This is a genomic window from Terriglobia bacterium, assembly GCA_036496425.1.
In the GTDB taxonomy this organism is placed as follows: Bacteria; Acidobacteriota; Terriglobia; order 20CM-2-55-15; family 20CM-2-55-15; genus 20CM-2-55-15.
Genome location: DASXLG010000277.1, coordinates 1 through 24,135, shown reverse-complemented (window position 1 = coordinate 24,135; position 24,135 = coordinate 1). Strand labels below are relative to the sequence as shown.

Sequence of the window (24,135 nt, the reverse complement as noted above, 5' to 3'; positions counted from 1 at the left end):
GTTCCTGTCGGTGTAAATTTGGGAGTTCCGGATGGTAATACGACAAGGCGACAAAGGGGATGATGTAAAGGTTCTGCAGCGGGGCCTGAATAAAATCGGCCAAATGCTGCTCATTGATGGCGACTTCGGCAGCGGCACTGGCGAGGCTGTGGGAGCTGTTCGCGAGACACTGAAAATACCTGGATTGTCGACCGAGGCGGATGATGCCCTGCAGCAGGCACTGACAAATATCGCGGATCCGTTTCCGCCGCTGACCGCAGCCGGCGTCACGTTCATCGCCCGCCAGGAGATTACGGATGCCCGAACTTACCGGACTCAATACAAAACGCCGGCGGTCCCGCCCGCTCCGAGCGGCGTCACTATCGGCATCGGCTACGATTGCCGGTTTCCCACTCTCGCACAATTTCGTGCGGATTGGGGGGACCTGCTGTCCCCGGATGCTCTCGCACAGCTTGAGGCAGTCCTTGGAAAGCAGGGAACGCCCGAGTTGAAGGCGCAAGTTGCAGGAGTCACCGTTTCATTAGAAGCAGCCATGCGCGTTTTTGTAAATCGGAACCTCCCCGATTTCCTGTCACAGACCCGATCCATTTATCCCCAGGTAGATAATTTGTCACCGGCACGCCGTACCGCGCTCGTCAGCCTGGTCTATAACCGTGGCACGGATTTGGATGGCGACAGCCGCAAAGAAATGCAAGCCATTCGCGACTTGCTTTCATCGAATCGGCTGGACGATATTCCTGCGCAGTTCGAGTCGATGACTCGACTATGGGATCCGGCTACCGCCCCGGGTCTGATCGCGCGGCGGCGTGCAGAGGCAGTACTGTGGAAGTCGGATTTCGCGGCTCTCATCCTGGACTAGGTCCATTCTATTTGCGCTCGTTACCCGAACCAGATTTCAGCAGGTGTTAAAACATGTAAAACCCGCGATTCCGAAATGTTAGGATACGGGCCATACTTCCGGGGAGGTTCACCTTATGATGAAACGTCTGCTCCTGTTCGCTTGCGCCGTAACGACCGTTTTCGCCCAGGGCCGGGGCGGCCCACCCAACCGCGAAGCGCCGGTGACGCCGGTGCCCTTCGAGCGTATCCTTCACTCGAATCAGGAGCCCCAGAATTGGTTGACCTACTCCGGGAACTTCAACAGCCAGCGGCACAGCGGCCTCACGCAGGTCAGTCCGGAAAACGCCTCGAATCTCGTCCTCAAATGGGTCTTTCAATCGCGCTCACTGGACAAGCACGAGGTCACGCCGCTCGTCGTCGACGGCGTCATGTATACCATCCAGAGTCCCAATGACGTTATCGCGCTCGATGCCAGGACCGGCAAGCCCATCTGGCAGTATGCTCATAAGCCGGTCGAAGGCACGCGCAATCCCTGCTGCGGCAATCTCACGCGCGGCGTCGCCATCCTCGGCGACAAGCTTTTTCTAGCCAGCCTCGATTCAAGAATGATCGCGCTCGATGCCAAGACCGGCAAAGAGCTGTGGAACGTCGAGGTCGCCGACCCCAAGCAGCAGTACGCGATGACCGTCGCACCGCTCGTTGTCAAGGATAAGGTGATCACCGGCATCGCCGGCGGCGAACACGGCGTCCGCGGCTTCCTCGCTGCCTACGACGCCAATACCGGCAAGGAGGTCTGGCGCTTCTACACAGTTCCCGGCCCCGGCGAACCGGGGTATGAAACCTGGCTGGGAAAGGACGGCAAACCCAACGACTCTTACCTGCATGGCGGAGCTCCGATATGGGTGACCGGCTCTTATGATCCCGATACGAACCTCACCTTGTGGGGCACCGGCAACGCCGGTCCCGACTATAACGGTGACAACCGCCTGGGAGACAACCTCTATAGCTCCTCCGTCATCGCGCTCGATGCCGACACCGGCCGGCTCAAATGGCACTATCAGTTCTCTCCGCACGACGAATTCGATTGGGATTCGACCCAGGTTCCGGTTCTCGCCGACGTCGCATTGAACGGCAGTCCCCGCAAAGTCATGATGCTGGCGAACCGCAATGGCGTTTTCTACGTGCTCGACCGCACCAACGGGCAGTTCCTTTCGGGCACCTCTTTCATCAAGACCAACTGGCTGACCGGCTTCGACGAAAAGGGCAGGCCGGCGCGAGCCCCCGGAATCCTGCCCACAACCCAAGGGACTCTGGTGTATCCCGGCAACCAGGGTGGAACGAACTGGTACAACCCCTCGTTCAGTCCGCTGACGGGATTGTTTTATATCCCGGCGTGGGAAAACAGCTCCAGTGTTTACCGCAAAGCCGAAGCCCCTCCCGAATTCCAGAACGGCCAGACCTTCACCGGCACAGGCCCCGGCCGCGGCGGCGCAACCGATGAGGTATTCAGCTCCATCATTGCCATGGATCCCAACACCAGAGAGCGCAAGTGGACGTTCCGTATGTCCGCGGCGTCGACCGAAGGCGGCATCCTCACCACGGCTTCAAATGTGTTGTTCGCCGGCGGCCGCGACGGCCAGTTCATCGCCCTCGATGCCCGCGACGGCAAGCTCCTGTGGGAGACCAATCTCGGGCCCTCCGTTTCCGCCGGCCCCATGACTTTCATGGTCAATGGAAAGCAGTATGTGAGCATCCAGGGCGGGACGTCGCTGTATACCTTCGCACTGAAATAGAACTGCTATAAAAGGAAAAAGCGCGTGCTTATGCACGCGCTTTTTTTGTTGTCGTTGAAGAGCTAATCCATTCTCAATGGCGACGCCGGCCTTTTCTCGATGTACCGCCAGATCTGGATGAGATCGGCCGCGGCCTCCGGCGCAAGAATGTAGCTCGCCGAATTGAAATTAAGCCTCTGCGTTATGGTAGTTTGGGTTTGTATGGTAAAGATGACCTTTACGATCGACGAGACGACAGCTGAGACTCTACGACGGATCGCCGAGCGGGTGCGCCGGCCGCAGAGTCAGGTATTGCGCGAAGCCATTCGTTACTACGAGCCGCATGCGGGGCAGCTCAGTGTGGAAGAACGCCTAAAACGTGTGAAGCTTTTCGACCGGGTCATCGCTCGAATTCCGGAGCGGCCTGCGGCTGAAGTAGACAGCGAACTCCGTGAAATCCGGCGCTCACGCCGGCAGGGTTGGCGCGGAAAGAATATTCCTCGCGGATGATCCACCTGGACGCCTCTGCATTGATTGGAGCGAAACGCTCTGCACCGCGGCTGCGAGAACTTATGGCAGGGCCCGAGCCGCTCGCAATCAGCAGCATCGTTCTTTTCGAATGGCTTCGCGGACCAAGACTCAAAGAAGAGATCGAAGCCCGGGAGATCATGTTCCCCAGAACGGATGTGGTTTCCTTTGCGGCAGTCGAAGCGGAGTTCGCGGCCGACCTCTACAAAACCGTCAAACGTCCTCGCGGAAGGGAGGCGGATATCGCTATCGCCGCCTGTGCCCTCGCTCACGGCGCTGATCTCTGGGCGCTGAACAAGGCCGATTTCAAAGATATACCAGGCCTTCAGCTCCTCACTTGACGCATCAAGGCCCTCGCCACCAGGGCTTAGCCCTGTGCATGACCGAGGGTATAAAGCAATCAGCCGCAAATCGGTACTGTTGTTCAGTATTTGTTCAAACGCGGGAACATTCGACGTACCAGAGACACCCACAACATATCAATTCTCGGTCGGCTTCTGCTCCACGTGATCGATTACCAAAACGGGAGCGGGTCTCTTTTCCAACTCCAGCTTCAATCCGAGTTGCTTGCTGATAGCGTCGGGAAGAGGGAGGGCGCCAGTCGGATCCGCCGCGGCGCCGGCGCCGGCGCCGGGCTGGCCGGGCCCCGGGCCGCCATTTTGGACAATGCCGATTGGGCTGAAACTCAGCGTGAAATCGTAGGCGTCGGTCAAACCCGTTTTATCCATCACGGTAGAGTGTACGTATCCGTTCGCCTGTCGAGGAAGCTGGTCTGCGAACTGCACCATCGTCATGTTGCGGCAGTAAAGCAGTCGCGAGAGCAGCGGGGTCGAGACTCTGGGATCTTTCCCATCAGGACCGGGCCCCTCATAGCAACCGGTGCGCGTCGCAGGATCGGCTTTAGCCATCTTCGGCTTGACCGAGGACAACGTGTACGCGGGGACCACCCGGTCTTCGAAGTGCATCTTCAGCTTAAAGCGATCCTCCAGCAGCTTGGTGATCAGCTTGGTTCGCGTGTCGGGATCGGCCTGCGGGGGCTGCCCCGGGTCGGTTGAAACCATTTTCCCGGTGATGTCCCAACGGTCTTCCTCCATGAACTTGGGCGCGCCCTGCACCATGTCGGGAGTGATGTCGTAGAACGCCTGGAGCAGGATGCTGAGCGTCGCGCCCTGGATATTGATTCGGTCTGCCTGAAGCTGCATCCGTGTACCTTTGAAATCCGGATTCGTGGGTTTGATCACCGCGACCTCGAACTCCACAGCCGGAGGCGGCGGCATCAACTTCGCGATGTCCGGGGCATTCGGCGTCGGCACTTTGTTGACGCTGTCGACGAAAAGGACAGGTTGCGGAACCTTGCCCGCCTCGAGCTTGAGTCCGAGCTGGTTGTCGACCGCGTCGAAGATGGTGATGCCCTCCGCTCCGGCGCGCGCGAGCGCACCCGGTGGGGTCCACTTGATCGTGAAATCCCATTTGCCTTCGAGACCGGTTTTATTCAACGCGCGGCCATTGGAGTTCGCCATATTGACAACAATGCGCGCGAAATCGTCCATAGACAGGCTGCGGCATTCGACGACTTGTTGCGGGACCGAGTCCGGGCCGCCAGTCTGCGGTTGACCTTGGCAATTCGGCCCGGCAGCGCTGTCGGCCGCCGGCTTCATCTTGGGCTTGCCACTGCCTGCGGAGAGCACGAACCCCGGCATCTCCTTCGTATCCTTGTGGAACTTGAGACTGAACCGCTCCGCAAGCAGCGTCTGAAGCATCACCTTCGACTGGTCTTGAGTGCTCCCCGCGGCAGCCCTCGCCGACACGTCGAAACGATCTAAGTCGAGCCAGTTTGGTCCGGCCAGAATCTTATCGTTGTCGACATCGTAGGCATAGTTGATCAAATCCACCATGGTCGCCTGGCGCACCAGAAAACGAGTACCGCGCAAACCACCGAAGGCCGGATTCGGCAGCTTGACCTTGGGGCTGACATGCACATCGGCGGCATCAAACGCGAACGCACCGGTTTCAGAAACCGGGCTTCCGGTCTGGCCGAATACCGCCCCCAAAAATAGTAAGACGAGACCTATACTTGTGAACGCTCGGGTCATTGTATTCTCCTTTCGTTCAAATACGTTTGGACGAGGAGGACGGTTCCCTCGACACGCCACAAATCAGACGCGCGAAACCCCAAAATCGTTGACATGATTCCTATAATATCGCCGTCCGCCGCCTATTCCCGCCGGTCTTATTCCGACCGCATGGCCACCATGGGTTGGACTGAGGCGGCACGCCGGGCCGGAGCAAGGCTCGCGGCGATCGAGATGAGTATGGCAACTCCGCCGCCCGCGACGTACGCGAGGTTCTCCACATTGCTGAGCGGGATACCCATTTTTTCGCCGTTGAGACGGATGAACGCGGCCGTGAAAATGACTCCGGCGACTACGCCGGGAAGTACGACTTCCGGAGCGATGCCCGCCACGACATACGGAAAGTCGTCCAGTGTGAGCGTCTTGCCGATGACTCGCCAACGGTTTTCACTTGCAGGTTGATTTCGACCGACAGCGGCGGATGCAAGTTTTACCCAATGCTGCGTATAGGAGATGCGTCCGGTGCCGCTCTTGACAGCCCGGTGGTTCAGGAGATCCGCACGATGCTCCAGAACGCTGCGACAAAACACTAGCTTTAAAGTGCGAAAACTCTTTTTCAAATAAGTAGCGTCTTTTTTGAATAAGTCGCTGAAGTTTTCAATTTGTAGTTACTTTTTCAAAACTTAAGCGTCTTTTTTGAATCGTCAGCTATTGTTTTGAAAGAGAAGCTGAAGATTTGAAACTTCAGCTTCTTTTTCAAATAAGTGGCGTCTTTTTCAAATCAGTCGCTGAACTTTTCAGTTAGTAGCTGCTTTTTCAAAACTTAAGCTTCTTTTCTGAATCGTCAGCTATTGTTTTGAAAAAGAAGCTGAAGATTTGAAACTTCAGCTTCCTTTTCGAATAAGTGGCGTCTTTTTCAAATAAGTCGCTGGACTTTTCAATTTGCAGCTTCTTTTTCAAAACTTAAGCTTCTTTTCCAAATAAGTAGCGTCTTCGGTTTTTTGGCAAAAAAAACGAACCTGATATAGCATCCCCAGGGAAAAACTCGCTTCGACAAATATTGAACAGCGCTTCGATGGCTATCGCGTCCGAAAATGAGGAAAATGAAAGGCGGCAGTGAGCAGTTTCGCACGTGAAATTGTCACGATTCGTCTTCAGGAAGCGCGCCGATGAAAAAGCCACAACGCAGGACAAAGATCGCGTCTGGCCCGATCATACATTCGTATTATGAACCGGACGGATGTCCCTTCGTGTTCGCCGATGGTATCTGGTATGACGATGTCCAATATTGGCCGGTCATCACTTCCTGGCGCAAGGGCACCATGGACGACGCGTTCTGCGCGGTCCTGCCTGCACCGCAGGAAGAAGCAATCGATGCCGCAACGATCGCCAGATCCGCGATTGAACATCTTGTCGACTGGGCCGCAGGGCTTCGCACGAGATCGGAGGTGAGGAAACTCGTATCGAAAGCCGGTCTCGCCATACGGCCCAAGCTGGACCCGGAAGATGTCACGCCGGTCGAAGCCGTCCTATGGGAACTCGAGGAGGAGGAGGCCGAGATGCCATCGCTCTTCTCTGCCGACCTTGAGATCGATGAACCCAAGAGCTGGCCGGCGCGTCCCTTCCTGATCGCCGCCATCTGGCACCACGTTAAAAGATATTGGCCCGTCCTCACGTTTGGGCCGGAGGATCCCACACAAGACCCGATCTGCGCCGTCAAGAATGAATCACGGAGAAGACCCACCAAGGCAGCGCTGATCGCGTTGATCGACCTTAAGCAGACCCAGCTTTTACTGGAACCGATTTGCACAGACACGCAGGCACGGCAGTTCATGACAACAAAGGGTTACACCGTGCGGCCGGATGTGGACGTATCGGATGTTACGCCGGCAGATGACGTCAGTGAGCCCGATGAGTTCGGGATGAACCTCCTGGCTCTCGCAATGGATAGGGAAGTTGAAGAGTATATCCGCATCGGCGATCCGCCGATCTTCAAGGAAACATCGGAACGCCTGATCGGCATCGGTCTTTCCGACGATGAGGCTATTGGTCTGATGTGCAAGGCTCTCGTCGAGGAATATTCCTGGGACTCGAACCACGAGATCACTCCGGAATCGCTCGATCGAATCGTACAGATTTTGTCCCGGCTGCCGGACCTTCAGGACAACTGAACCTGACTCCGGCTAAATTCGCTTTGAAAATCATCTTAAGTCCACTAGCTGATCTGCGAATGCAGGAAAATAAAAGGGCGGGAGGGGCGGAGGAACCCTTATAAAGTTGCATTACGTAAACAGGCCGGGGTGGGCGCCCAGGAATCCAAGCTTATTTTGAGGTGGGAAGAGGTTTTTTCGGGGTGGGGGGCTTCTCGACTGCATTGAGAAGGTAGAGTCGCTACGCCTCTGCTTCGGAAGTCGATCAGATGGCATTCGTGCCCAATGACAAGATCAGGAAGGACGATTCCGTTGCGACACCAAACCTCTCGATCCGGACTCGTTCGAATCTTAGCAATTCTTCGATAGCCTTCGTCCCGGCGTTACCCACATCGAGCCACACAATTTTTGGCGGAGCACCATCGACGGCACTGCGGTCCCGAAAATCCGTATCTTTCGACACGATCGCAAACCCATGCGCTCGGGCGAAGTCCCAAATCTTCCTGTCGCTCGCCCCACGCAAGTGGATGGCTCTGACATGGCTGCTGTCTGGAAACTCGTCGGAAAGCAAGCCGACAAGGCGATCACTGATGTTCTCGTCAAAGAGTAATTTCACGCCACGGAGTTCGTGAGCCGGCGCTCACGGGCGGCAGCAAAAGCGAGACAAGCACGGATGTCTTCGCGTGTCAGGTCCGAAAAATCCGCCAGTATCTGCTCTTCACTCATTCCGCCTGCGAGGTACTCCAGTACGTCATAAACCGTAATCCGTGTGTTCTTAACACAAGGCTTGCCGCTCCGCACCTCAGGGTTTACGGAAATTCGTTCTTGCCAGTTCATGCATGGATTATACCTCTCATGGGCCTGGCGGGGGCGCACACCTGAATTCTCGCAGGGTCATGCGAGCCGTGTATAGTTTGCCTGCCAGGAGCTTGAAAAGAATCGCGCTGAAGGAGTAGATAGTGGAACAGATAGGCGACGCCTTTGCGCATGGTCACCCACTCGGCCTGGCTCTTGCCGTGGCGTGTGACCCGTTTGCGGACTTTGAATTCCGCCGGGCTGTTGATGACGGTTTCGACCCGGAGGACGAGAGCGGATTTGTCGACCATTTTGATCCAGTTCTCTTTCACACGATGTTTGATGCGCGTTCCTCCCATGCGGCGGCAAACGAAACTGGACAGATCCGAAACAATCTCTCCTTCAAAGTTGCCGCGCAGCTTCCTTCCCACGTTGGGCGGTCAAAGACTGGCTGGTTTTTCTGGAACTTATTGTGTCTGTTTAAGTTCTGGGGGATTCCCAACGATGGATGACACAATCCGCAGAACCGCCTAAAATGTGTTTAGGTTGCTTATGACGATATCCCTGAGTCCGGAACATCAAAAACTGATTGACCAGAAAGTTCAAACCGGAGAATTTCCAAGTGCCGAAGCGGTCGTGGAATTTGCATTGAATCGCCTTCTCGGTACCACGGGCCGCCGTGATCCGACTCTTCCGGTTGAAGAGCGCGTAGAGGCGCTTGATGCATTCTTTGCAGAAGTGGACCGTGATCCAGGCTCGGCTTCCAAAGCAGTGCCAGCCGAGGCGCTGCGGCGCCGAAGCCTTTACGACGATCGCCGTAACCGGCGCTGATTGAATTATCTAATCGATACGAATCTGCTTGTTCGCGCCGTAGATCGCAAAGACCCTGATTGCCGGACGGCGCGCGATGTCGTCAGAAAGCTTCTGGCCGATCGGCACGCACTATACGTTCTTCCCCAAATCACGGCTGAATTCTGGGTGGTCTGCACGAGACCCAGAAAGCGGAATGGACTTGGTTACGCGCCGGCGCGGGTCCGGCGCTACATCACCCGGTTCGAATCGTTCTTTTTCCTGGTTCTCGAAACCGAGGAAGTCTACCGCGAGTGGAACCGACTTGTGAGCGCTCATTCGATAACCGGCCCCGAAGCACACGACACGCGGATTCAAGAGCCGATTCCTGTCCGATTCTTGAATATTGAGTGATTGCGTCTTCGGTTTTTTGGCAAAAAAAAGGGAACCTGACCAATTCGCATTGGTCAAGTTCCCTGGAGTGACTATCTAATTAACGGGGCGCGATCGTTTCGGTCGGGCTCCAGTCGGAATAACCGAGCACGCCGAGAGCCTGCACCTGAAACCCGTACATTGTCAGGGGCGTCAGGCCGGAGATCGTGATCGCCTTCTGTATCGAGGCTGCCGGGACTGTGGTCCACGGCCCGGGTGTCGTCCCGTTCATTACCGCATAACGGATGAAATACGACTTTGCACCGGCTACCTTCTTAACGGAGACAGCGATCTGACCGGAATTTGCACCGAAATCCAAGGAACGGAATGACGGCACCGAAACCGGTCGAGGAGCGGACTTTCCGGTCGCCTTCGGAGTAAAACCGCTCCTCGCGAAGATCACCGGATCGTCATTGGAAACATTCTCGACAAACACCGCAAGCAGGTTGAGATCTTGAACGACCAGCTTACGTTGCTGCTTCACCACTGCCTTCGCAGTCTTACCACCATCCATGGCGGCGATGACCGCTTCAGTCAATGTGTTGCCCGACTCATCCAGCGCATTCGGGTCGATCGGCGGGTTCGGGAAATACATCGGATTACCACCGATTCCCTTCGCCACCAGATGCGCCGTATTGGCCAGCGTGTTCGGATCGAGCGTTCCGAAGCCCTTGATCGCCCTGAGCGATGCGGGCTTCTTGGTTGTGGGCGCCGGCGGCGGAGTGGACGTCGTTGTTGCCGACGTTGTGGCCGCAGCCGGGGTTGACGGCGTGGAAGCCGTCGTGTTGGGTTCATTTGTGGACATGGGTACACCTCTTTCTGAAATTTGAAATTTGAATTTGGAATCGAAATTGCCTTAAAAATCAGCGCTCTCTCTTCCTAAGGCGCAAAAAGGGTGTGACTCCAAACCATAACTGGCTGATAATCAGCGACATCCAAACACGAAAGGCTAGTTATGGAAAAAAGGGAGCGACAACGTCAGATCGAGCAGGATTCCGTGCGCGACGGCTGCGTTCGATGGTGCCGGAACACGGAATTTCAGGAGGCGACCGACACTAAACCGTACCGGAATTTGCTGGCGATCGTGCTGATGTCGCTTGCGGATGCGATCCGCGCCGAACAGGAGATCCTCAAGACATCGAAGAAAACCCTTCCTGCCTGGGGACTGGCGATTTTGTCTCTCAGCGCGGAACAAATGGCGCTGATCACAATCGGCACGCTATTCAACATGATCACTCGAACCGAGTATGAGACTTGCCTTCCTGCGCGCATCACTCCGATCGCCTACGACATCGGCCAGCGTTGCCGGATCGAAAGATTCTCCGATCTGGCGAATCAACGGGCGATGGATGTTGCCGGGCTATTGAGGGGCCGCAACCTGAGCCGTAACGCGGCAAAACGCGCGGCAGAATGGGCTGCACTGGTCGATGATCCATACGACTGGGCAAGCAATAATCGGGCTCATCATCTGGGCGAAAAACTGGTCTCGTTGGCCCGCCGATTTGCCGTTTTCGAGGGTAAGCCGATCTTCGAATTGAAAAGCGGCCTCGAAGGTTCCGGCGAAAACTTAACGACAATGCGATCTATCGGGCTGACGGAATTTGCCGAAGCCTGGATCGCCGAACAGACGCCGGAGGCGCTGGACTTGTTCAGTCCGATTTATGTCGCGATGATCGTTGAGCCTCGCCCGTGGACGTCGCTTTCGGACGGCGGCTATCTGACGATTCCGATGACGTTTTGCAAACGTCAGGCCGGCAAAAAAGCGCAAAAACATCTCGAAAAGGCAGACCTGTCCCAGGTGTACGCGGCCATCAACGCGATGCAAAACACACCTTACCGGATTCATGGGACTATCTTTCAACTCCAGCAGGAGGCGCGGGCTGCCGGCCTCCCCTTTTTCCCATTGAAGAAAGAGGAACAACGAAAAGGGCTCGAAAAAACCATCGCGTTCCGCTTTGCTCAGGCCGTGCGGCTCATTCCAGACGAACGGTTCTACTTTCCATGGCAGGTGGATCACCGCGGACGTGCCTACCCTGTGCCGCCAACGATGCATCCACAGTCCGACGACGCCGGACGGGCGCTGCTCGAGTACGCCGACGGCAAGCCACTGGGCGAACGCGGCGCTTACTGGCTGGGTATCCACCTCGCCAACTGTTATTGGAAAGGCAAGAAGGTCTCCTTCAAGACGCTGCTCGACTGGGTTCGGGAAAACGAAGCGGAGATTCTGGACTTCGCCTCCAATCCTCTTCGGTCCCATCGCTTCTGGACGGAGGCCGACCACCCGTGGCTGTTTCTGCGCGCATGCCTCGAGTGGAAACGCTACAAAGAGGAAGGGCCGGAGATGATCTCGCATCTGCCGATCAGTATGGACGGCTCATGCAACGGCTATCAGCATCTCAGCGCGATGGGCCTGGATCCGATCGGAGGACGGGCGACGAATCTGATGCCTTTTGAAGAGCCGCAGGATATCTACCAACAGGTATCGGACCTGGCTTGCGGGCGGATGGCAATCGATGCCGCGGGAAGAGGACCAAACGCCGAGTTCGCCCGGCAACTGCTGGCCATCATGAATCGCAAACTTGCCAAGCCTGCGACGATGACGATTCCTTACGGCGCTACCCTCCGCAGGATTTTCGAAGATTTGTGCGAAAACGTTCCGGAGAACTGCGCGATGTATCTGGCGAAGTTACTGGTGGAGTGCATTCCCGAAGTCGTGGTGGAGGCGAGCCGCATCATGGAATGGCTTCGCGACGTGGCCGGCATTATCGCGAAGGCGAACCGCGGGATGAGCTGGGTCACCCCCGCGGGTTTTGTCGTCATCCATGAAAACCGCGTACCGAGAGAGGTGCGCCTGGCTACGGCGGATGCCATGATCAAGATCCACCAGCTGGATGAGAAACGGAAGATCGACGTGAGGAAGCAGATGGACGGCATCGTCGCACACCTGGTTCACTCGATGGACGCGGCTCACATGATGCGGACGGTCAATCGCCTGTATGCCTTGGGACTGCGTCACTTTGCGATGGTTCACGACAGCTACGGCGTCCATGCCTGCGACGTGGACCTGCTGAATCGGGTGCTGAGAGAGGAGTTCGTCGCACTCTATTCCGAGCCGGTCCTGCAGAATTTTATCGGGCAGCAGCGGAAGGCCCACCCCGGGCTCGAGTTGCCGGACCCGCCGCCAACGGGAGACCTCGATATCCGGCAGGTCCTCGAGTCGCAGTACTTTTTCGCGTGATCCCCTGTAGCGGCGGTCTATGACATTCGGCTCTTGTTGGAAGACGTGCGCGTGTTGAAGGAAAAATCGGGGCGAGAGGATTCGAACCTCCGGCCTCTTGGTCCCGAACCAAGCGCTCTACCAGGCTGAGCCACGCCCCGAGAACAGACGGGAGACAAACAAAAGACAAACCCAGATAGTGTAACACGAGAACTGATGTGTGTCGTGTCGTTGCAACGCTCTCGGGCGTGTGGTACCTTCCGAGATTCGGTTTCGAGTCGGGTACTGAATATATGTTCCCGCATTTCGCCCATAACGATAAAAACAAAAGGGCGGATCAATCATTAAACCTCGAGCGGAACTTTTATCGGCAATTGTGGAGACAAGTCTTACCGAGCCGCAGAACACGCGCATTCGCAGTTTAATCGGCCTTCTCTTTCTGGGAATGCTCCTTTTCGGTTGCGCGCAGCCGAACGTCCCGAAATACTCGAACAACACAGTCGATCCTTACATGGCAAAGCGGTGGAGCGCGCCTCAGTTCACGACGGCGCACTCCAGCCTCAATGAGGCGGTCCGGCATTTCTTAAACATTAAAACGACCCCGCAGCAGCCGATCGATTTCCCTCATAAGATACATACGGCCGATATCGGAGTCGGATGCACGGACTGCCATCTCGGGGCCGAGAAGGGCGCCCGCGCGGGCATTCCGAGCGTGAATATCTGCATGTCGTGTCATGAGGATCTCGGGGATCCCAAGGATTCCCGCATCCAGACGCTGCGAGCCTATGCCAAGCGCGGAGAAGATATACCGTGGCAACGGGTCTACGGTTTCAACCAGGAAGCCCATGTGCGGTTCAATCATGCGCCGCACATCCGCGCGAAGGTCGACTGCGCGACGTGCCACGGCGATCTGACTCAGATGACGGTGGCGCAGCGGGTAGTGGACCACAGCATGAATTTTTGTATCAGTTGTCATAAACAGAAGGCCGCGTCGAACGACTGCCTGACCTGTCATTATTAATATGAATCGCCGCTCTTTTATTAAGTTCTCCGCGCTCACCGGAACCAGCGCAACCCTCGCGAGTTGCGGCAATCCGGAATATCACCTGATCCGTTTCATCCCCGAAGACCGGCTGGTTGCCGGAATCGCGGTCTGGAAGCCCAGCATCTGCCCGCTGTGCTCCGCCGGCTGCGGACTGACCGTCCGCGTCATGGAAGGCGACGCCGAAGTCATTCGCGACGGCAAGCTCGGCGTGACGAAGATGGGCCTCGCGAAGAAGCTCGAAGGGGACCCGCAAAATCCGATCAATCAGGGAAAGCTATGCACCCGCGGGCAGGCGGCAATGGAAGTCACGTATCACCCGGACCGCCTCGGGCATCCGCTAAAGCGGGCCGGCTCGCGCGGCGACGGCAAGTTCGAAGAGATCACCTGGGATCAGGCGATGGCGGAACTGACCGGAAAACTCGATGCGCTGGCCGCCGCCGGCAACCAGAAGTCGCTGGCGATCCTGACCCGGCCGCAACGCGGGGCGCGCGGCGCGGTGCTCGCCGAGTTTGCAAACAGGTTCGGGGCTGCGGCGCCGCTGGCCTTCGAATTCTTCGGAAACGACGTCATCCGCCGCGCCAACGAAATGAGCTTCGGCAAAGCACAGCTGCCGACGCTCGATCTCGCGGAATCGCAGTTCGTGATTTCCTTCGGCGCAGATTTCCTCGGCACGTGGAACTCGCCCGTCGCCCAGAACGTCGGATACGGGCAAATGCGCCAGGGCCGGCCGGGTATGCGCGGAAAGTTCGTGCAGGTCGAGTATCGGATGTCGCAGAGCGGCGCAAACGCGGACGAATGGGTACCCGTGAAGCCCGGAACCGAAGGCGTGCTGGCGCTCGGCATCGCGAATGCGATCATGAAGCAGGGGACGCGAAAGGCCTCCGATGCGGGGCACGCCGGAACTCTTGTCGACGGCTGGATGACGGGGCTGGCAGATCACACGCCGCAGGAAGTGGAAAAGAAAACCGGGGTGACGGCGGCGCGGATCGAAAGACTCGCGAAAGAATTCAGCGGGCAAAAGCCCGCAGTAGCGATCATCGCAGGCGCAGCCGTCGCTCAAACAAACGGATTGTTCAATGCGCTGGCTGTCAATGCATTGAATGCCCTGGTGGGAAGCGTGGAGACGGCGGGGGGAATCTACTTCACGCCTCAACCGGCCAACCTGGGGACAGGAACCAATTTCGCAAAGAACGGCGAAATCGGCGCTGGTGCCCAGGTTTTGTTCGTCGATGGCGCGAACCCGGTGTTCGCGTCACCGAAGGCCTGGAAAGTGAAGGAAGCGATTTCGGCGGTGCCGTATATCGTGAGCTTCGGAAACTTCATCGACGAAACCAGCGTGATGGCGGACCTGATCCTGCCGGATCACTCGTTTCTGGAGTCGTGGGTTCAATCGGCTCCCGAGTCGGGGGCGAAGACTGCGGTATCGATGATGGCGCCGCCGGTAATGCGTCCGCTGCACGACACACGAGCGACGGGCGATGTGCTGCTCGAAGTTTCAAAGAAGCTGGCGAAACCGCTGAATATGCCGTGGCAGAAGTTTGAGGATGCGGTGAAGGAACAGCCGGGTGGAAATGCGGGGCGCTCCCCACTCCCAAAACCCGCGCCGGCGCAGGCGGCGAAGTATGCGGAGCCGCAATTCGACGGTGATGCCGGTCAATACGGCTTTCACTTCCTGCCGTATCCGTCGATCGCGTTTCTGGATGGATCGCTGGCGCATTTGCCGCTGCTTCAGGAGCTCCCCGATCCGATGTCGAGCGCGATCTGGAGCAGTTGGGTCGAGATCAACATGCAGACGGCGGACAAGATGGGAATCCGGCAGGGCGACCTTGTCGAGATCACATCCAGCCAGGGATCGATTCGCGTGCCGGCATTTCCTTCGCCGGGAATTGCGCCGGACGTCATCGCGATGCCGGTCGGACAGGGACATGAAAACTACACACGGTACGCGAGCGGGCGCGGAGCGAACCCGATCGAGATTCTCGCTCCCGTGAAAGAGCCGGAAACCGGGTCGCTGGCATGGGCGGCGACGCGCGTGAAGATTGCAAAGGCCGCCGACGCGGACGGACGGCTGGTTCTGTTTGCCGGATCGTTGAGGGATTATCCGCCCGAGGGGATGCATAGATAAGATGAGCGGAGCGAATGCAAGCGCGGCAGCGCGCAGCGAGTATACAAAATGACACATCGATGGGGAATGGCGGTGGATCTGGACCGCTGCACGGGCTGCGAAGCCTGTGTGACGGCATGCCGCACGGAAAACAATGTCCGCATCGCAGGACCCGAGGAGTCCGCAAAGGGCCGCAGCATCGCGTGGATTCGCGTGGAGCGGTACTACGAAGGGGACTTCCCTGACGTCCGCGTCAAGTTCCGACCGGTGATGTGCCAGCAGTGCGACGCGGCGCCGTGTGAGCCGGTGTGCCCGACATATGCGAGCCATCATTCAGAGGAAGGTTTAAACGCGCAGATTTACAACCGGTGCATCGGCACGCGCTACTGCGCGAATGCGTGCCCGTATAACGTCAGGTTCTTCAATTTCGGAAATCCGGTGTGGGACAGGCCGTTAGACCTACCGCTGAATCCGGATGTCTCGGTGCGGGAAGTTGGGGTAGTGGAGAAGTGCACGTTCTGCACGCAGCGGATCTCGGCTGGAAAAGACCAGGCAAAGGCGGAAGGCCGGGAACTGCGCGACGGTGAAATCAAGCCGGCATGCGTACAGTCGTGCCCGACATCGGCGCTGGTATTCGGAGATTTGAATGATCCGGAGAGCGCGGTTTCAATGCTGTCGAGGTCGTCGAGAGGCACGAAATTGATGGATGACCTCGGGACGCAGCCGAAGGTGACGTATCTGAAAAAAGAGTACTGATGACGCTTCAAGAAGAACAAAAGATCAATGCGGATCTGCTGCGGCCGTTGCAGCGGACGACGGTCTGGTTTTACCTCCTTGTCGCATTTCTTGGCACGATTGTCCTGTGCGGCGGCGCGGCATGGATCTATCAGATGTGGTACGGCATCGGCGTTGCAGGCATCCGGTGGCCGATATTCTGGGCCTTCTACATCACGAACTTCGTTTTCTGGATCGGCATCAGCCACGCGGGGACGCTCATCTCCGCCATCCTTCGTCTGGTCAACGCGACGTGGCGGCGCCCCGTCACGCGCTGTGCTGAAGTCATTACCGTATTCGCACTGATGATCGGCGCGATGTTCCCGATCATCCATCTCGGCCGGCCGTGGCTGTTCTTCTGGTTGATCCCCTATCCGAGCGAACGGGAGATCTGGCCGAATCTGCGCTCGCCGCTGGCGTGGGATTTCTTCGCCATTTCCACATACCTGACCGGCAGCACGCTGTTCCTGTATCTTCCGACGATCCCTGATTTCGCATTGCTGCGCGACCAGTTGACAGGCTGGCGCAAGAGAGTCTACGGCGTGCTTGCTCTCGGCTGGCAGGGCACGACGAAACAATGGCACCGGTTGGAAGCGGCGATGCAGATCATGGCGATCGCGATCGTGCCGGTGGCGATCTCGGTTCACACCATCGTGTCGTTCGATTTCTCGATGTCGCCGGTTCCGATGTGGCATTCGACGGTTTTCGGCCCTTACTTCGTGGCCGGCGCGATCTTCAGCGGAATCGCGGGGCTGATCATCGCCATGGCGGTGCTGCGCAAAGTCCTGCACCTCGAGGATTATCTCCACCCGGTACACTTCGAAAATCTCGGGAAACTGCTGTTGATGATGACCCTGCTCTGGGGCTACTTCACTTTCATCGAGCGGCTCACGGTATGGTACGGCAACTCGTCGGCGGAAATGGCCGTCTTCTGGGAGACGCAGAGCGGCTCGTACTCACCGCTTTTCTGGACGATGGTGATCTGCAACTTCGTGATTCCCTTCCCGATTCTCTCGATAAAGAAGCTGCGGACGATAACCGGGTGCGTGATCGCGTCATCCACGATCGTGGTCGGTATGTGGCTCGAACGCTTTCTGATCGTCGTGCCCTCACTGGGAACCAAGTTCCTGCCCTACTCCTGGGGCTCGTACCGGCCGCAACCGGTCGAAATTCTGATCACGGCCGCAACCTTCGCGGCCATGGTCCTTCTTTATGCGCTCTTCGCGAAAGTGGTGCCGATGATTTCGATCTGGGAACTGAAGGTCGGCGGCCACGGCCGGCCGCATATGATCACTGCCGCGGAGGATGAGGAGCAGCGCGCACTGTGGAGGGCCCGGCCATGAAGGCGATCTACGGTCTCTATTCGGATCCGGACTCGGCGCAGTTCGCCGTCGATGAATTGCGCCGCTCCGGAGTCGCGGACCGATCCATCACGGTGATCGCATCGCAACCTCACGAAGAATACGAATTCAGCCATCGTTACAAACAGACGTGGCTGTTCTGGATAGCGGCCGGCGGCGGAATCATCGGGCTGGGCACCGGCCTGGGGCTGGCGCTTATCACCGAAACATTCTGGCCGCTGGTGACGGGCGGCATGCCGATCATCGCCTGGTGGCCCAACATTATTATTATGTTCGAGCTGACGATGCTCGGCGCCATCCTGGCCACGGTGGTCAGCCTGCTCATTATGACCAAGTTGCCCACAGTGGAATCCCGAGTATACGATGTGGCAGTTTCGCAGGGCAAGATCCTGGTCGCGGTGGAACATCCGGCGAACGCCGATGCCGTAGAATCCACCTTCAAGACAACCAACGTCGACACCATAAAAAGAAATTAGCCACAAAAAGCACAAAAAGAATGTTTCCTTTTGTGCCTTTTGTGGCTAATTTCCCCCAGTCGGGACGAGAGGATTTGAACCTCCGACCACACGCACCCCAAGCGTGTGCGCTACCAGGCTGCGCTACGTCCCGATGCGTCCACTTTAGGTTTTCCGCTGGAGCAAAGTCAAGATGTCCCGCAGCTCGTTGCGGACCCGGAGCAGCACCTCGTCGCGATTCTGTTTTCTGGTACCGCGTGCCTTCGACAGCTGTTTACGGGCGCCGGCGATCGTGAATCCGCGATCGTACAGAAGTTCCTTCACCCGCAGAATATTCTCGACGTCCTTCCTTTTATATACGCGGTGGCCGGCTTTGGATTTTTCGGGGGCAAGGCCGGGGAATTCGGTTTCCCAGAAGCGGAGGACGTAAGGCTCAACACCGACGATGTCGCACACGTCACTGATCTTGAAGAAAAGCTTATCGGGGATTTCGGGCGTCGGCATTTTTCAACCGCTGCTTGATTATAATCGGCGTTCCCGGGAATGGAAATCGCTCGCGGATGCGGTTTTCGATGAAGCGCTCGAACGAGAAGTGCAGTTTCTTCAGTTTGTTGGAAAACATGACGAAAGTCGGCGGATCGACCTTGACCTGGGCGATATATCGGATTTTGACATCCGAAGGCAGGCCGCCGCGGGAGAGCGTCTCCTGCTTCAGGAACTCGTTCAAATCCCGGGTTGCAATCCGGACAAACCTTGCCTTATGAACCTCATTGATCGCTCCATATAGTCTCTGGACGCGCTGTCCGGTCTTGGCAGAGATGAAGACGATGGGCGCAAAGGATAGAAACTTCAGTTTCTCCCGGATCTCGGTCTCGTAATCGGCCGTAACACGATAGTTTTTCTGGACGGCGTCCCATTTATTGACGGCGATGATCACCGATCTTCCCGCTTCGTGGGCATAGCCGCCAATGTGAGCGTCGAGGGCCGTCACGCCCTCCACCCCGTCGATCACGAGAATGGCGACATCGCTGCGCTCGAGGTGACGGCGGGCCATGACCACGCTGAGCTTTTCAGCCCGGAGCTCGGTCTTCCCTTTTCGTCGAATTCCAGCTGTATCCACGAAACGGATGGTCAGATCCTCATGCCGGACCACACTGTCCACCGCATCCCGGGTGGTACCGGCGATGGGCGACACCATGGCCCGTTCCTCGCCAACCAGCTTGTTGAGCAGCGTGGACTTACCCACATTCGGCCGGCCGATAATGGCGACCCGGATCTCGCCTGAAGCGTCGTCTTCGGTCTCTTCAGGGGCTGGTATTGAAATTGCAACCTCGTCCAATAGTTCGGTGATCCCGCGGCCATGTTCGGCTGAAATTGGAAAGACATGGTCGATGCCAAGGCGATAGAACTCGGACACGTCGGACGCCTGCTTTGCCGAATCGATTTTATTGACTACGAGGAAGAGGGGCTTGCCCGTACGGCGTAGAAGCCGGGCGAGTTCCAGATCTGGGGATGTAATGCTGGTCCGGCCATCCACGATGAGAAAGATGAGAGCGGCGTTCTCGATAGCAATTTGCGCCTGCTCGAAGATGCGGACGGGGATCTCGGTTTCTTCGCCGGGAACGATGCCGCCGGTATCGACAATTTCGTAGGAACGGCCGTGCCAATCGACAGTTCCGTAGATTCGATCCCTTGTGATGCCGGGCTCGTCGGTGACGATGCTGCGGCGCTCGCCGATAAGGCGATTGAATATAGTGGATTTGCCGATGTTCGGTCGTCCAATGATGGCAATGAGTGGTAATGGAGATGGCATGAAATCGTCGCTTTCCTTTTGCACGATAGCACATCAAATGGTATTGGACCTGAACTGTCTGCCGATGATTTATAGTAGGATCATCAAATCAGACAGGACTTTTGAAAACCAGGTGATCGGAAGCGGTCCGGGGCTCTAGTTTTTCGGCTTCAGGGTTTCTTCCGATTTTTTGTTGGCAGATTAATAGGTGAAATGTATGCAAGACCAGGCAGGAACCATAAATATTCTCAGCGCGATCGAAAACCTTCAGAGTGCCCAGGAATATCAGGAACTGAATTGGGAAGGGTCCTTAGAGGATTATCTCCGGCTCGTTCAGGATAGCCCGAGGGTGACGCGGAACGCATTCCAGCGGATCTACGACATGATTGTCTCGCATGGCGTGGAGGAATACGTCGAGCACAAGAAGAAGATCACACGATATCGCTTCTTCAAGGACTACGCGCACGACGGCCGGGACGCCGTTTACGGAATTGAACAGAGCCTGACGCACCTGGTCGACATCTTCAAGTCGGCCTCCCGTAACTACGGAACGGAACGCCGCGTTATTCTGCTGCATGGTCCGGTCGGGAGCGCGAAAAGCACAATGGTCCGCCTCCTGAAGAAGGGTCTCGAGGAGTACTCGCGCAAGCCGGAAGGCGCCATGTATACCTTCACGTGGACCAACATCGCGAACGACGTCGAGAAGGAAGTCTTCGCCCTGGTCAACGATGAACTGCCGTGCCCGATGCGCGAAGAGCCGCTTCACCTGATACCTGTCGATCAGCGTGGCAAGCTGATCGACGAATTGATGCGCAACAGCAGCGAACCGGGCTTCCAGATCCAGATTGAAGGCGATCTCTGCCCCGCCTGCCGCCAGATGTATCGCGAGCTGACGCGGCGCTACAAAGGCGACTGGTTCAAGGTCATGGACCATGTGAAGGTTCGCCGCCTGGTTTTGTCCGAAAAGGACCGGAACGGGATCGGCACCTTCCAGCCCAAGGACGAGAAGAACCAGGATTCAACCGAACTCACCGGCGACATCAATTACCGGAAGATCGCCATCTACGGTTCCGATTCCGACGCCCGGGCCTTCAACTTCGACGGTGAATTCAATGTCGCCAACCGCGGCATCATTGAATTCATCGAAGTTTTGAAGCTCGAAGTCGCGTTCCTTTATGATCTGCTCGGCGCCAGCCAGGAACACAAGATCAAACCGAAGAAGTTCCCCCAGACCGATATCGACGAAGTCATCATCGGTCATACCAACGAGCCCGAGTATCGCAAACTCCAGAACAACGAGTTCATGGAAGCGCTCCGCGACCGCACCGTGAAAATCGATATTCCTTACATCACCAAGCTCGGCGACGAGATCAAGGTCTACGAAAAGGACTACAACGCCGAAAGGATCCGCGGCAAGCATATCGCTCCGCACACGGTCGAGATGGCGTCCATGTGGGCGGTCCTGACCCGGCTGGAAACGCCGAAGAAGGCGAACCTCACGCTGCTCCAGAAACTCAAGCTGTATGACGGGAAGACGCTGCCGGGATACACCGAAGATTCCGTCAAAGAACTGCAGCGCGAAGCCAGCCGCGAAGGCATGGACGGCATCTCGCCGCGCTACATCCAGGACAAGATCTCGAACGCGTTGGTCAACGAACAGTTCGCCGGCTGCGTGAACCCGTTCATGGTCCTGAACGAACTCGAGAACGGCCTGCGCCATCATTCGCTCATCAAGTCCGACGAGCAGCGGAAGAACTTCCGGGAGCTGCTCTCCGTCGTCAAACACGAGTACGAGGACATCGTGAAGAACGAGGTGCAGCGGGCGATCTCGGCGGACGAGGAAGCCATTTCGAGGCTGTGCTCGAACTATATCGACAACGTAAAGGCCTACACGCAGAAGGAACGCGTCAAGAACAAGTACACCGGGCAGGATGAGGAGCCGGATGAGCGCCTGATGCGATCGATCGAAGAGAAGATCGACATTCCGGAAAGCCGGAAGGACGACTTCCGCCGCGAGATCATGAACTACATCGGCGCCCTGGCCATCGAAGGCAAGCACTTCAATTACAGGACGAATGAACGGCTGTACAAGGCTCTGGAGCTGAAGCTGTTCGAAGACCGCAAGGATTCGATCAAGCTCACCAGTCTGGTTTCAAATGTGGTCGATAAGGAAACGCAGGAAAAGATCGATGTGGTGAAGAGCCGTCTGATCAAGAACTATGCGTATTGCGACGTCTGCGCCACAGACGTTTTGAATTACGTCGCAAGCATCTTCGCCCGAGGAGATGCCAAGGAATAGGGTAGCCCCGTGATTCTCAATATTGAGCAGGATTATCTCCGGTTCCGGCAGATCGTCCGGGGCAAGATCAAGCAAGACCTGAAGAAGTACATCTCACAGGGCGAGCTGATCGGCAAGAAGGGAAAGGATTTCGTCAGCATTCCGATCCCGCAGATCGAAATGCCGAACTTCCGCTTCGGCCGCCGGAATACCGGCGGCGTCGGCCAGGGGGAAGGCGAGCCCGGCACTCCGCTGGCACCAGGCGACGTCGACGAGGACGGCAGCGGAAAAGCCGGCAACGCCCCGGGCGGCCACATCCTCGAAGTCGATCTCACGATGGAGGAGCTCGCGCAAATTCTTGCGGAGGAGCTCGAACTGCCGCGCATCCGGCCCAAAGGCAGCGCCCGCATCCGGACCGAACGCGACCATTATTCGCAGGTTTCCAAGGTTGGCCCCGAATCACTGCGTCATTTCAAGCGCACCTACAAGGAAGCGCTCAAACGCCAGATCACGGCCGGCACTTACGATCCGCTGAACCCGTACATCGTGCCGATCCACGAGGATAAGCGCTATCTCTCCTGGAAAACCAAGCAGAAGCCGGAGAGCAACGCGCTCATCCTTTACATGATGGACGTCTCGGGCTCGATGGGCGACGAGCAGAAAGAAATCGTGCGCGTCGAGTCGTTCTGGATCGATACCTGGATCCAGACGAACTACAACGGCGTGGTCACCCGATACATCATCCATGACGCGGTCGCGCAGGAAGTCGACAAGGAAACCTTTTTCCATACCCGGGAGAGCGGCGGAACGGTCATCTCATCGGCATACGAACTGTGCAACAAGATCATCGAGGACGAATACCCGCAGGAACTGTGGAATGTCTATGTCTTCCATTTTTCCGACGGCGACAACTGGTCGGGCGGGGACACCGACCGCTGTATCCATCTTCTGAAGATAGACCTTCTCCCCAAGGTTAACTTATTTGGCTACGGCCAGGTCGAGAGCACATACGGAAGCGGACAGTTCATCCGCGAGCTGGAAAACAACATACAGGACATCGACAACATGGTCCTGTCGCGGATCGAGAACAAAGACGACATTTACCAATCGATCAAGGATTTCCTGGGAAAGGGCAAGTAGCCACATTATGTCGATCACCGTTCAATCCCGAAGGCAAAGCCTGACACCGGAACTGACGCGTCTCAATCAGGAAATCGAGGTGCACGCGCGCGAATACGGACTCGACTTCTACGAGACATTCTTCGAAATCCTCGATTTCGAGGAAATGAACATGGTCGCCGCCTACGGCGGATTTCCAAATCGTTACCCCCATTGGAAATTCGGAATGGAGTACGAGCGGCTGAACAAGAGCTACGCCTACGGCCTGCACAAGATTTACGAGATGGTCATCAACAACGACCCGTGCTATGCCTACCTGCTCGAGTGCAACCATCTCGTCGACCAGAAAATCGTCATGGCCCACGTCTACGGCCATTGTGATTTCTTCAAGAACAACATCTGGTTCTCGAAGACCAATCGCAAAATGATGGACACGATGGCGAATCACGCCACGAAAATCCGGAAGTACATCGACAGATACGGACTGGATGCCGTGGAGGCATTCATCGACACCTGTCTGTCACTGGATGACCTGATCGATCACCATTCCGTATTCATCGAACGGAGGTCCAAACATAAACAACCTGCAGAAGAAGAGACTCCGGTCGTCAG

The 24,135-nt window shown here is 56.9% G+C and carries 24 protein-coding genes and 2 tRNA genes; 17 read left to right on the top strand and 9 right to left on the bottom strand.

All coding sequences use genetic code 11. From position 1 onward, the window contains the following. Positions 1 to 31 precede the first annotated feature (31 nt). The 4 genes from VGK48_20110 (at position 32) to VGK48_20095 (ending at position 3,481) form a co-directional block, all read left to right on the top strand. Complete coding sequence (locus VGK48_20110) at positions 32 to 859, top strand: hypothetical protein (GenBank protein ID HEY2383484.1); 828 nt, start codon at positions 32 to 34, stop codon at positions 857 to 859. Between the two features lie 115 nt (positions 860 to 974). Continuing rightward, complete coding sequence (locus tag VGK48_20105) at positions 975 to 2,633, top strand: PQQ-dependent dehydrogenase, methanol/ethanol family (protein HEY2383483.1); 1,659 nt, start codon at positions 975 to 977, stop codon at positions 2,631 to 2,633. 201 nt (positions 2,634 to 2,834) lie between these two features. Continuing rightward, positions 2,835 to 3,122, top strand: coding sequence for a ribbon-helix-helix protein, CopG family (locus VGK48_20100; GenBank protein HEY2383482.1), 288 nt, complete (start codon positions 2,835 to 2,837; stop codon positions 3,120 to 3,122). Next, complete coding sequence (locus VGK48_20095) at positions 3,119 to 3,481, top strand: type II toxin-antitoxin system VapC family toxin (protein HEY2383481.1); 363 nt, start codon at positions 3,119 to 3,121, stop codon at positions 3,479 to 3,481. Before VGK48_20100 ends, VGK48_20095 begins: the two co-directional genes overlap by 4 nt. 138 nt (positions 3,482 to 3,619) lie before the next feature. Here the strand turns inward: VGK48_20095 and VGK48_20090 are convergent, their stop codons facing one another. Together VGK48_20090 and VGK48_20085 are read right to left on the bottom strand one after the other, a co-directional pair. Then, complete coding sequence (locus VGK48_20090) at positions 3,620 to 5,233, bottom strand: TIGR03435 family protein (GenBank protein HEY2383480.1); 1,614 nt, start codon at positions 5,231 to 5,233, stop codon at positions 3,620 to 3,622. Between the two features lie 137 nt (positions 5,234 to 5,370). Then, on the bottom strand, positions 5,371 to 5,802 hold the full coding sequence (locus VGK48_20085; GenBank protein ID HEY2383479.1) for a hypothetical protein: 432 nt from the start codon (positions 5,800 to 5,802) through the stop codon (positions 5,371 to 5,373). 660 nt (positions 5,803 to 6,462) lie between these two features. Between VGK48_20085 and VGK48_20080 the strand changes: the two genes are divergently transcribed. Continuing rightward, positions 6,463 to 7,383 carry a hypothetical protein gene (locus VGK48_20080; protein ID HEY2383478.1) on the top strand — a complete coding sequence of 307 codons (921 nt, stop codon included), beginning with the start codon at positions 6,463 to 6,465 and terminating at the stop codon, positions 7,381 to 7,383. 244 nt (positions 7,384 to 7,627) lie between these two features. On the opposite strand, the gene VGK48_20075 is transcribed toward VGK48_20080, so the two are convergent. Then, entirely contained in the window at positions 7,628 to 7,978 is a 351-nt protein-coding gene (locus tag VGK48_20075) for a DUF5615 family PIN-like protein (GenBank protein HEY2383477.1), read from the bottom strand. After that, positions 7,975 to 8,199: a DUF433 domain-containing protein gene (locus tag VGK48_20070; protein HEY2383476.1), complete on the bottom strand. Its 225-nt coding sequence runs from the start codon at positions 8,197 to 8,199 to the stop codon at positions 7,975 to 7,977. The genes VGK48_20075 and VGK48_20070 overlap by 4 nt, the downstream gene beginning before the upstream one ends. A gap of 122 nt (positions 8,200 to 8,321) precedes the next feature. Here VGK48_20070 and VGK48_20065 point away from each other — a divergent pair, with 122 nt between their 5' ends. Genes VGK48_20065 through VGK48_20055 form a run of 3 tightly spaced genes read left to right on the top strand, consistent with a single transcriptional unit; the run spans position 8,322 to position 9,360 of the window. After that, complete coding sequence (locus VGK48_20065) at positions 8,322 to 8,669, top strand: hypothetical protein (GenBank protein HEY2383475.1); 348 nt, start codon at positions 8,322 to 8,324, stop codon at positions 8,667 to 8,669. Positions 8,670 to 8,709: 40 nt separating this feature from the next. Next, a complete protein-coding gene (locus tag VGK48_20060) occupies positions 8,710 to 8,988 on the top strand; it encodes a hypothetical protein (protein ID HEY2383474.1) in 279 nt (92 codons plus the stop codon). Next, the gene (locus tag VGK48_20055) at positions 8,989 to 9,360 is read left to right on the top strand and encodes a PIN domain-containing protein (protein HEY2383473.1); all 372 of its coding nucleotides are present in this window, start codon (positions 8,989 to 8,991) and stop codon (positions 9,358 to 9,360) included. 79 nt (positions 9,361 to 9,439) lie between these two features. On the opposite strand, the gene VGK48_20050 is transcribed toward VGK48_20055, so the two are convergent. Beyond that, entirely contained in the window at positions 9,440 to 10,183 is a 744-nt protein-coding gene (locus VGK48_20050; protein HEY2383472.1) for a fibronectin type III domain-containing protein, read from the bottom strand. 150 nt (positions 10,184 to 10,333) lie between these two features. Between VGK48_20050 and VGK48_20045 the strand changes: the two genes are divergently transcribed. After that, on the top strand, positions 10,334 to 12,616 hold the full coding sequence (locus tag VGK48_20045) for a DNA-directed RNA polymerase (GenBank protein HEY2383471.1): 2,283 nt from the start codon (positions 10,334 to 10,336) through the stop codon (positions 12,614 to 12,616). Between the two features lie 66 nt (positions 12,617 to 12,682). On the opposite strand, the gene VGK48_20040 is transcribed toward VGK48_20045, so the two are convergent. Next, positions 12,683 to 12,756: transfer RNA gene (locus VGK48_20040), tRNA-Pro, on the bottom strand. A gap of 215 nt (positions 12,757 to 12,971) precedes the next feature. Here VGK48_20040 and VGK48_20035 point away from each other — a divergent pair. The 5 genes from VGK48_20035 to VGK48_20015 are packed head-to-tail and all read left to right on the top strand — an operon-like array spanning position 12,972 to position 18,355. Next, positions 12,972 to 13,616: a cytochrome c3 family protein gene (locus tag VGK48_20035; protein ID HEY2383470.1), complete on the top strand. Its 645-nt coding sequence runs from the start codon at positions 12,972 to 12,974 to the stop codon at positions 13,614 to 13,616. Between the two features lies 1 nt (position 13,617). Further along, the gene (locus VGK48_20030; protein ID HEY2383469.1) at positions 13,618 to 15,765 is read left to right on the top strand and encodes a molybdopterin-dependent oxidoreductase; all 2,148 of its coding nucleotides are present in this window, start codon (positions 13,618 to 13,620) and stop codon (positions 15,763 to 15,765) included. 48 nt (positions 15,766 to 15,813) lie between these two features. Further along, positions 15,814 to 16,500 carry a 4Fe-4S dicluster domain-containing protein gene (locus tag VGK48_20025; GenBank protein ID HEY2383468.1) on the top strand — a complete coding sequence of 229 codons (687 nt, stop codon included), beginning with the start codon at positions 15,814 to 15,816 and terminating at the stop codon, positions 16,498 to 16,500. Beyond that, on the top strand, positions 16,500 to 17,861 hold the full coding sequence (gene nrfD / locus VGK48_20020; protein ID HEY2383467.1) for an NrfD/PsrC family molybdoenzyme membrane anchor subunit: 1,362 nt from the start codon (positions 16,500 to 16,502) through the stop codon (positions 17,859 to 17,861). The genes VGK48_20025 and nrfD overlap by 1 nt, the downstream gene beginning before the upstream one ends. Next, the gene (locus VGK48_20015) at positions 17,858 to 18,355 is read left to right on the top strand and encodes a quinol:electron acceptor oxidoreductase subunit ActD (GenBank protein HEY2383466.1); all 498 of its coding nucleotides are present in this window, start codon (positions 17,858 to 17,860) and stop codon (positions 18,353 to 18,355) included. Before nrfD ends, VGK48_20015 begins: the two co-directional genes overlap by 4 nt. Before the next feature lie 59 nt (positions 18,356 to 18,414). On the opposite strand, the gene VGK48_20010 is transcribed toward VGK48_20015, so the two are convergent. The 3 genes from VGK48_20010 to der all read right to left on the bottom strand — a co-directional run bounded on the left by VGK48_20010 (position 18,415) and on the right by der (position 20,171). Then, positions 18,415 to 18,488 (bottom strand) — tRNA-Pro (locus VGK48_20010). Positions 18,489 to 18,499: 11 nt separating this feature from the next. Beyond that, positions 18,500 to 18,838, bottom strand: a complete 339-nt coding sequence (locus VGK48_20005) for a MerR family transcriptional regulator (protein ID HEY2383465.1) — start codon at positions 18,836 to 18,838, stop codon at positions 18,500 to 18,502. Further along, the gene (gene der, locus VGK48_20000; GenBank protein HEY2383464.1) at positions 18,813 to 20,171 is read right to left on the bottom strand and encodes a ribosome biogenesis GTPase Der; all 1,359 of its coding nucleotides are present in this window, start codon (positions 20,169 to 20,171) and stop codon (positions 18,813 to 18,815) included. The genes VGK48_20005 and der overlap by 26 nt, the downstream gene beginning before the upstream one ends. 172 nt (positions 20,172 to 20,343) lie before the next feature. On the opposite strand from der, the gene VGK48_19995 reads away from it, so the two are divergent. The 3 genes from VGK48_19995 to VGK48_19985 form a co-directional block, all read left to right on the top strand. Continuing rightward, positions 20,344 to 22,425: a serine protein kinase gene (locus VGK48_19995; GenBank protein HEY2383463.1), complete on the top strand. Its 2,082-nt coding sequence runs from the start codon at positions 20,344 to 20,346 to the stop codon at positions 22,423 to 22,425. A 9-nt stretch (positions 22,426 to 22,434) separates the two neighbouring features. Then, a complete protein-coding gene (locus VGK48_19990) occupies positions 22,435 to 23,544 on the top strand; it encodes a DUF444 family protein (protein HEY2383462.1) in 1,110 nt (369 codons plus the stop codon). A gap of 7 nt (positions 23,545 to 23,551) precedes the next feature. Continuing rightward, positions 23,552 to 24,135 (top strand): SpoVR family protein (locus VGK48_19985; protein HEY2383461.1); only part of this gene is annotated, 584 nt, incomplete at its 3' end.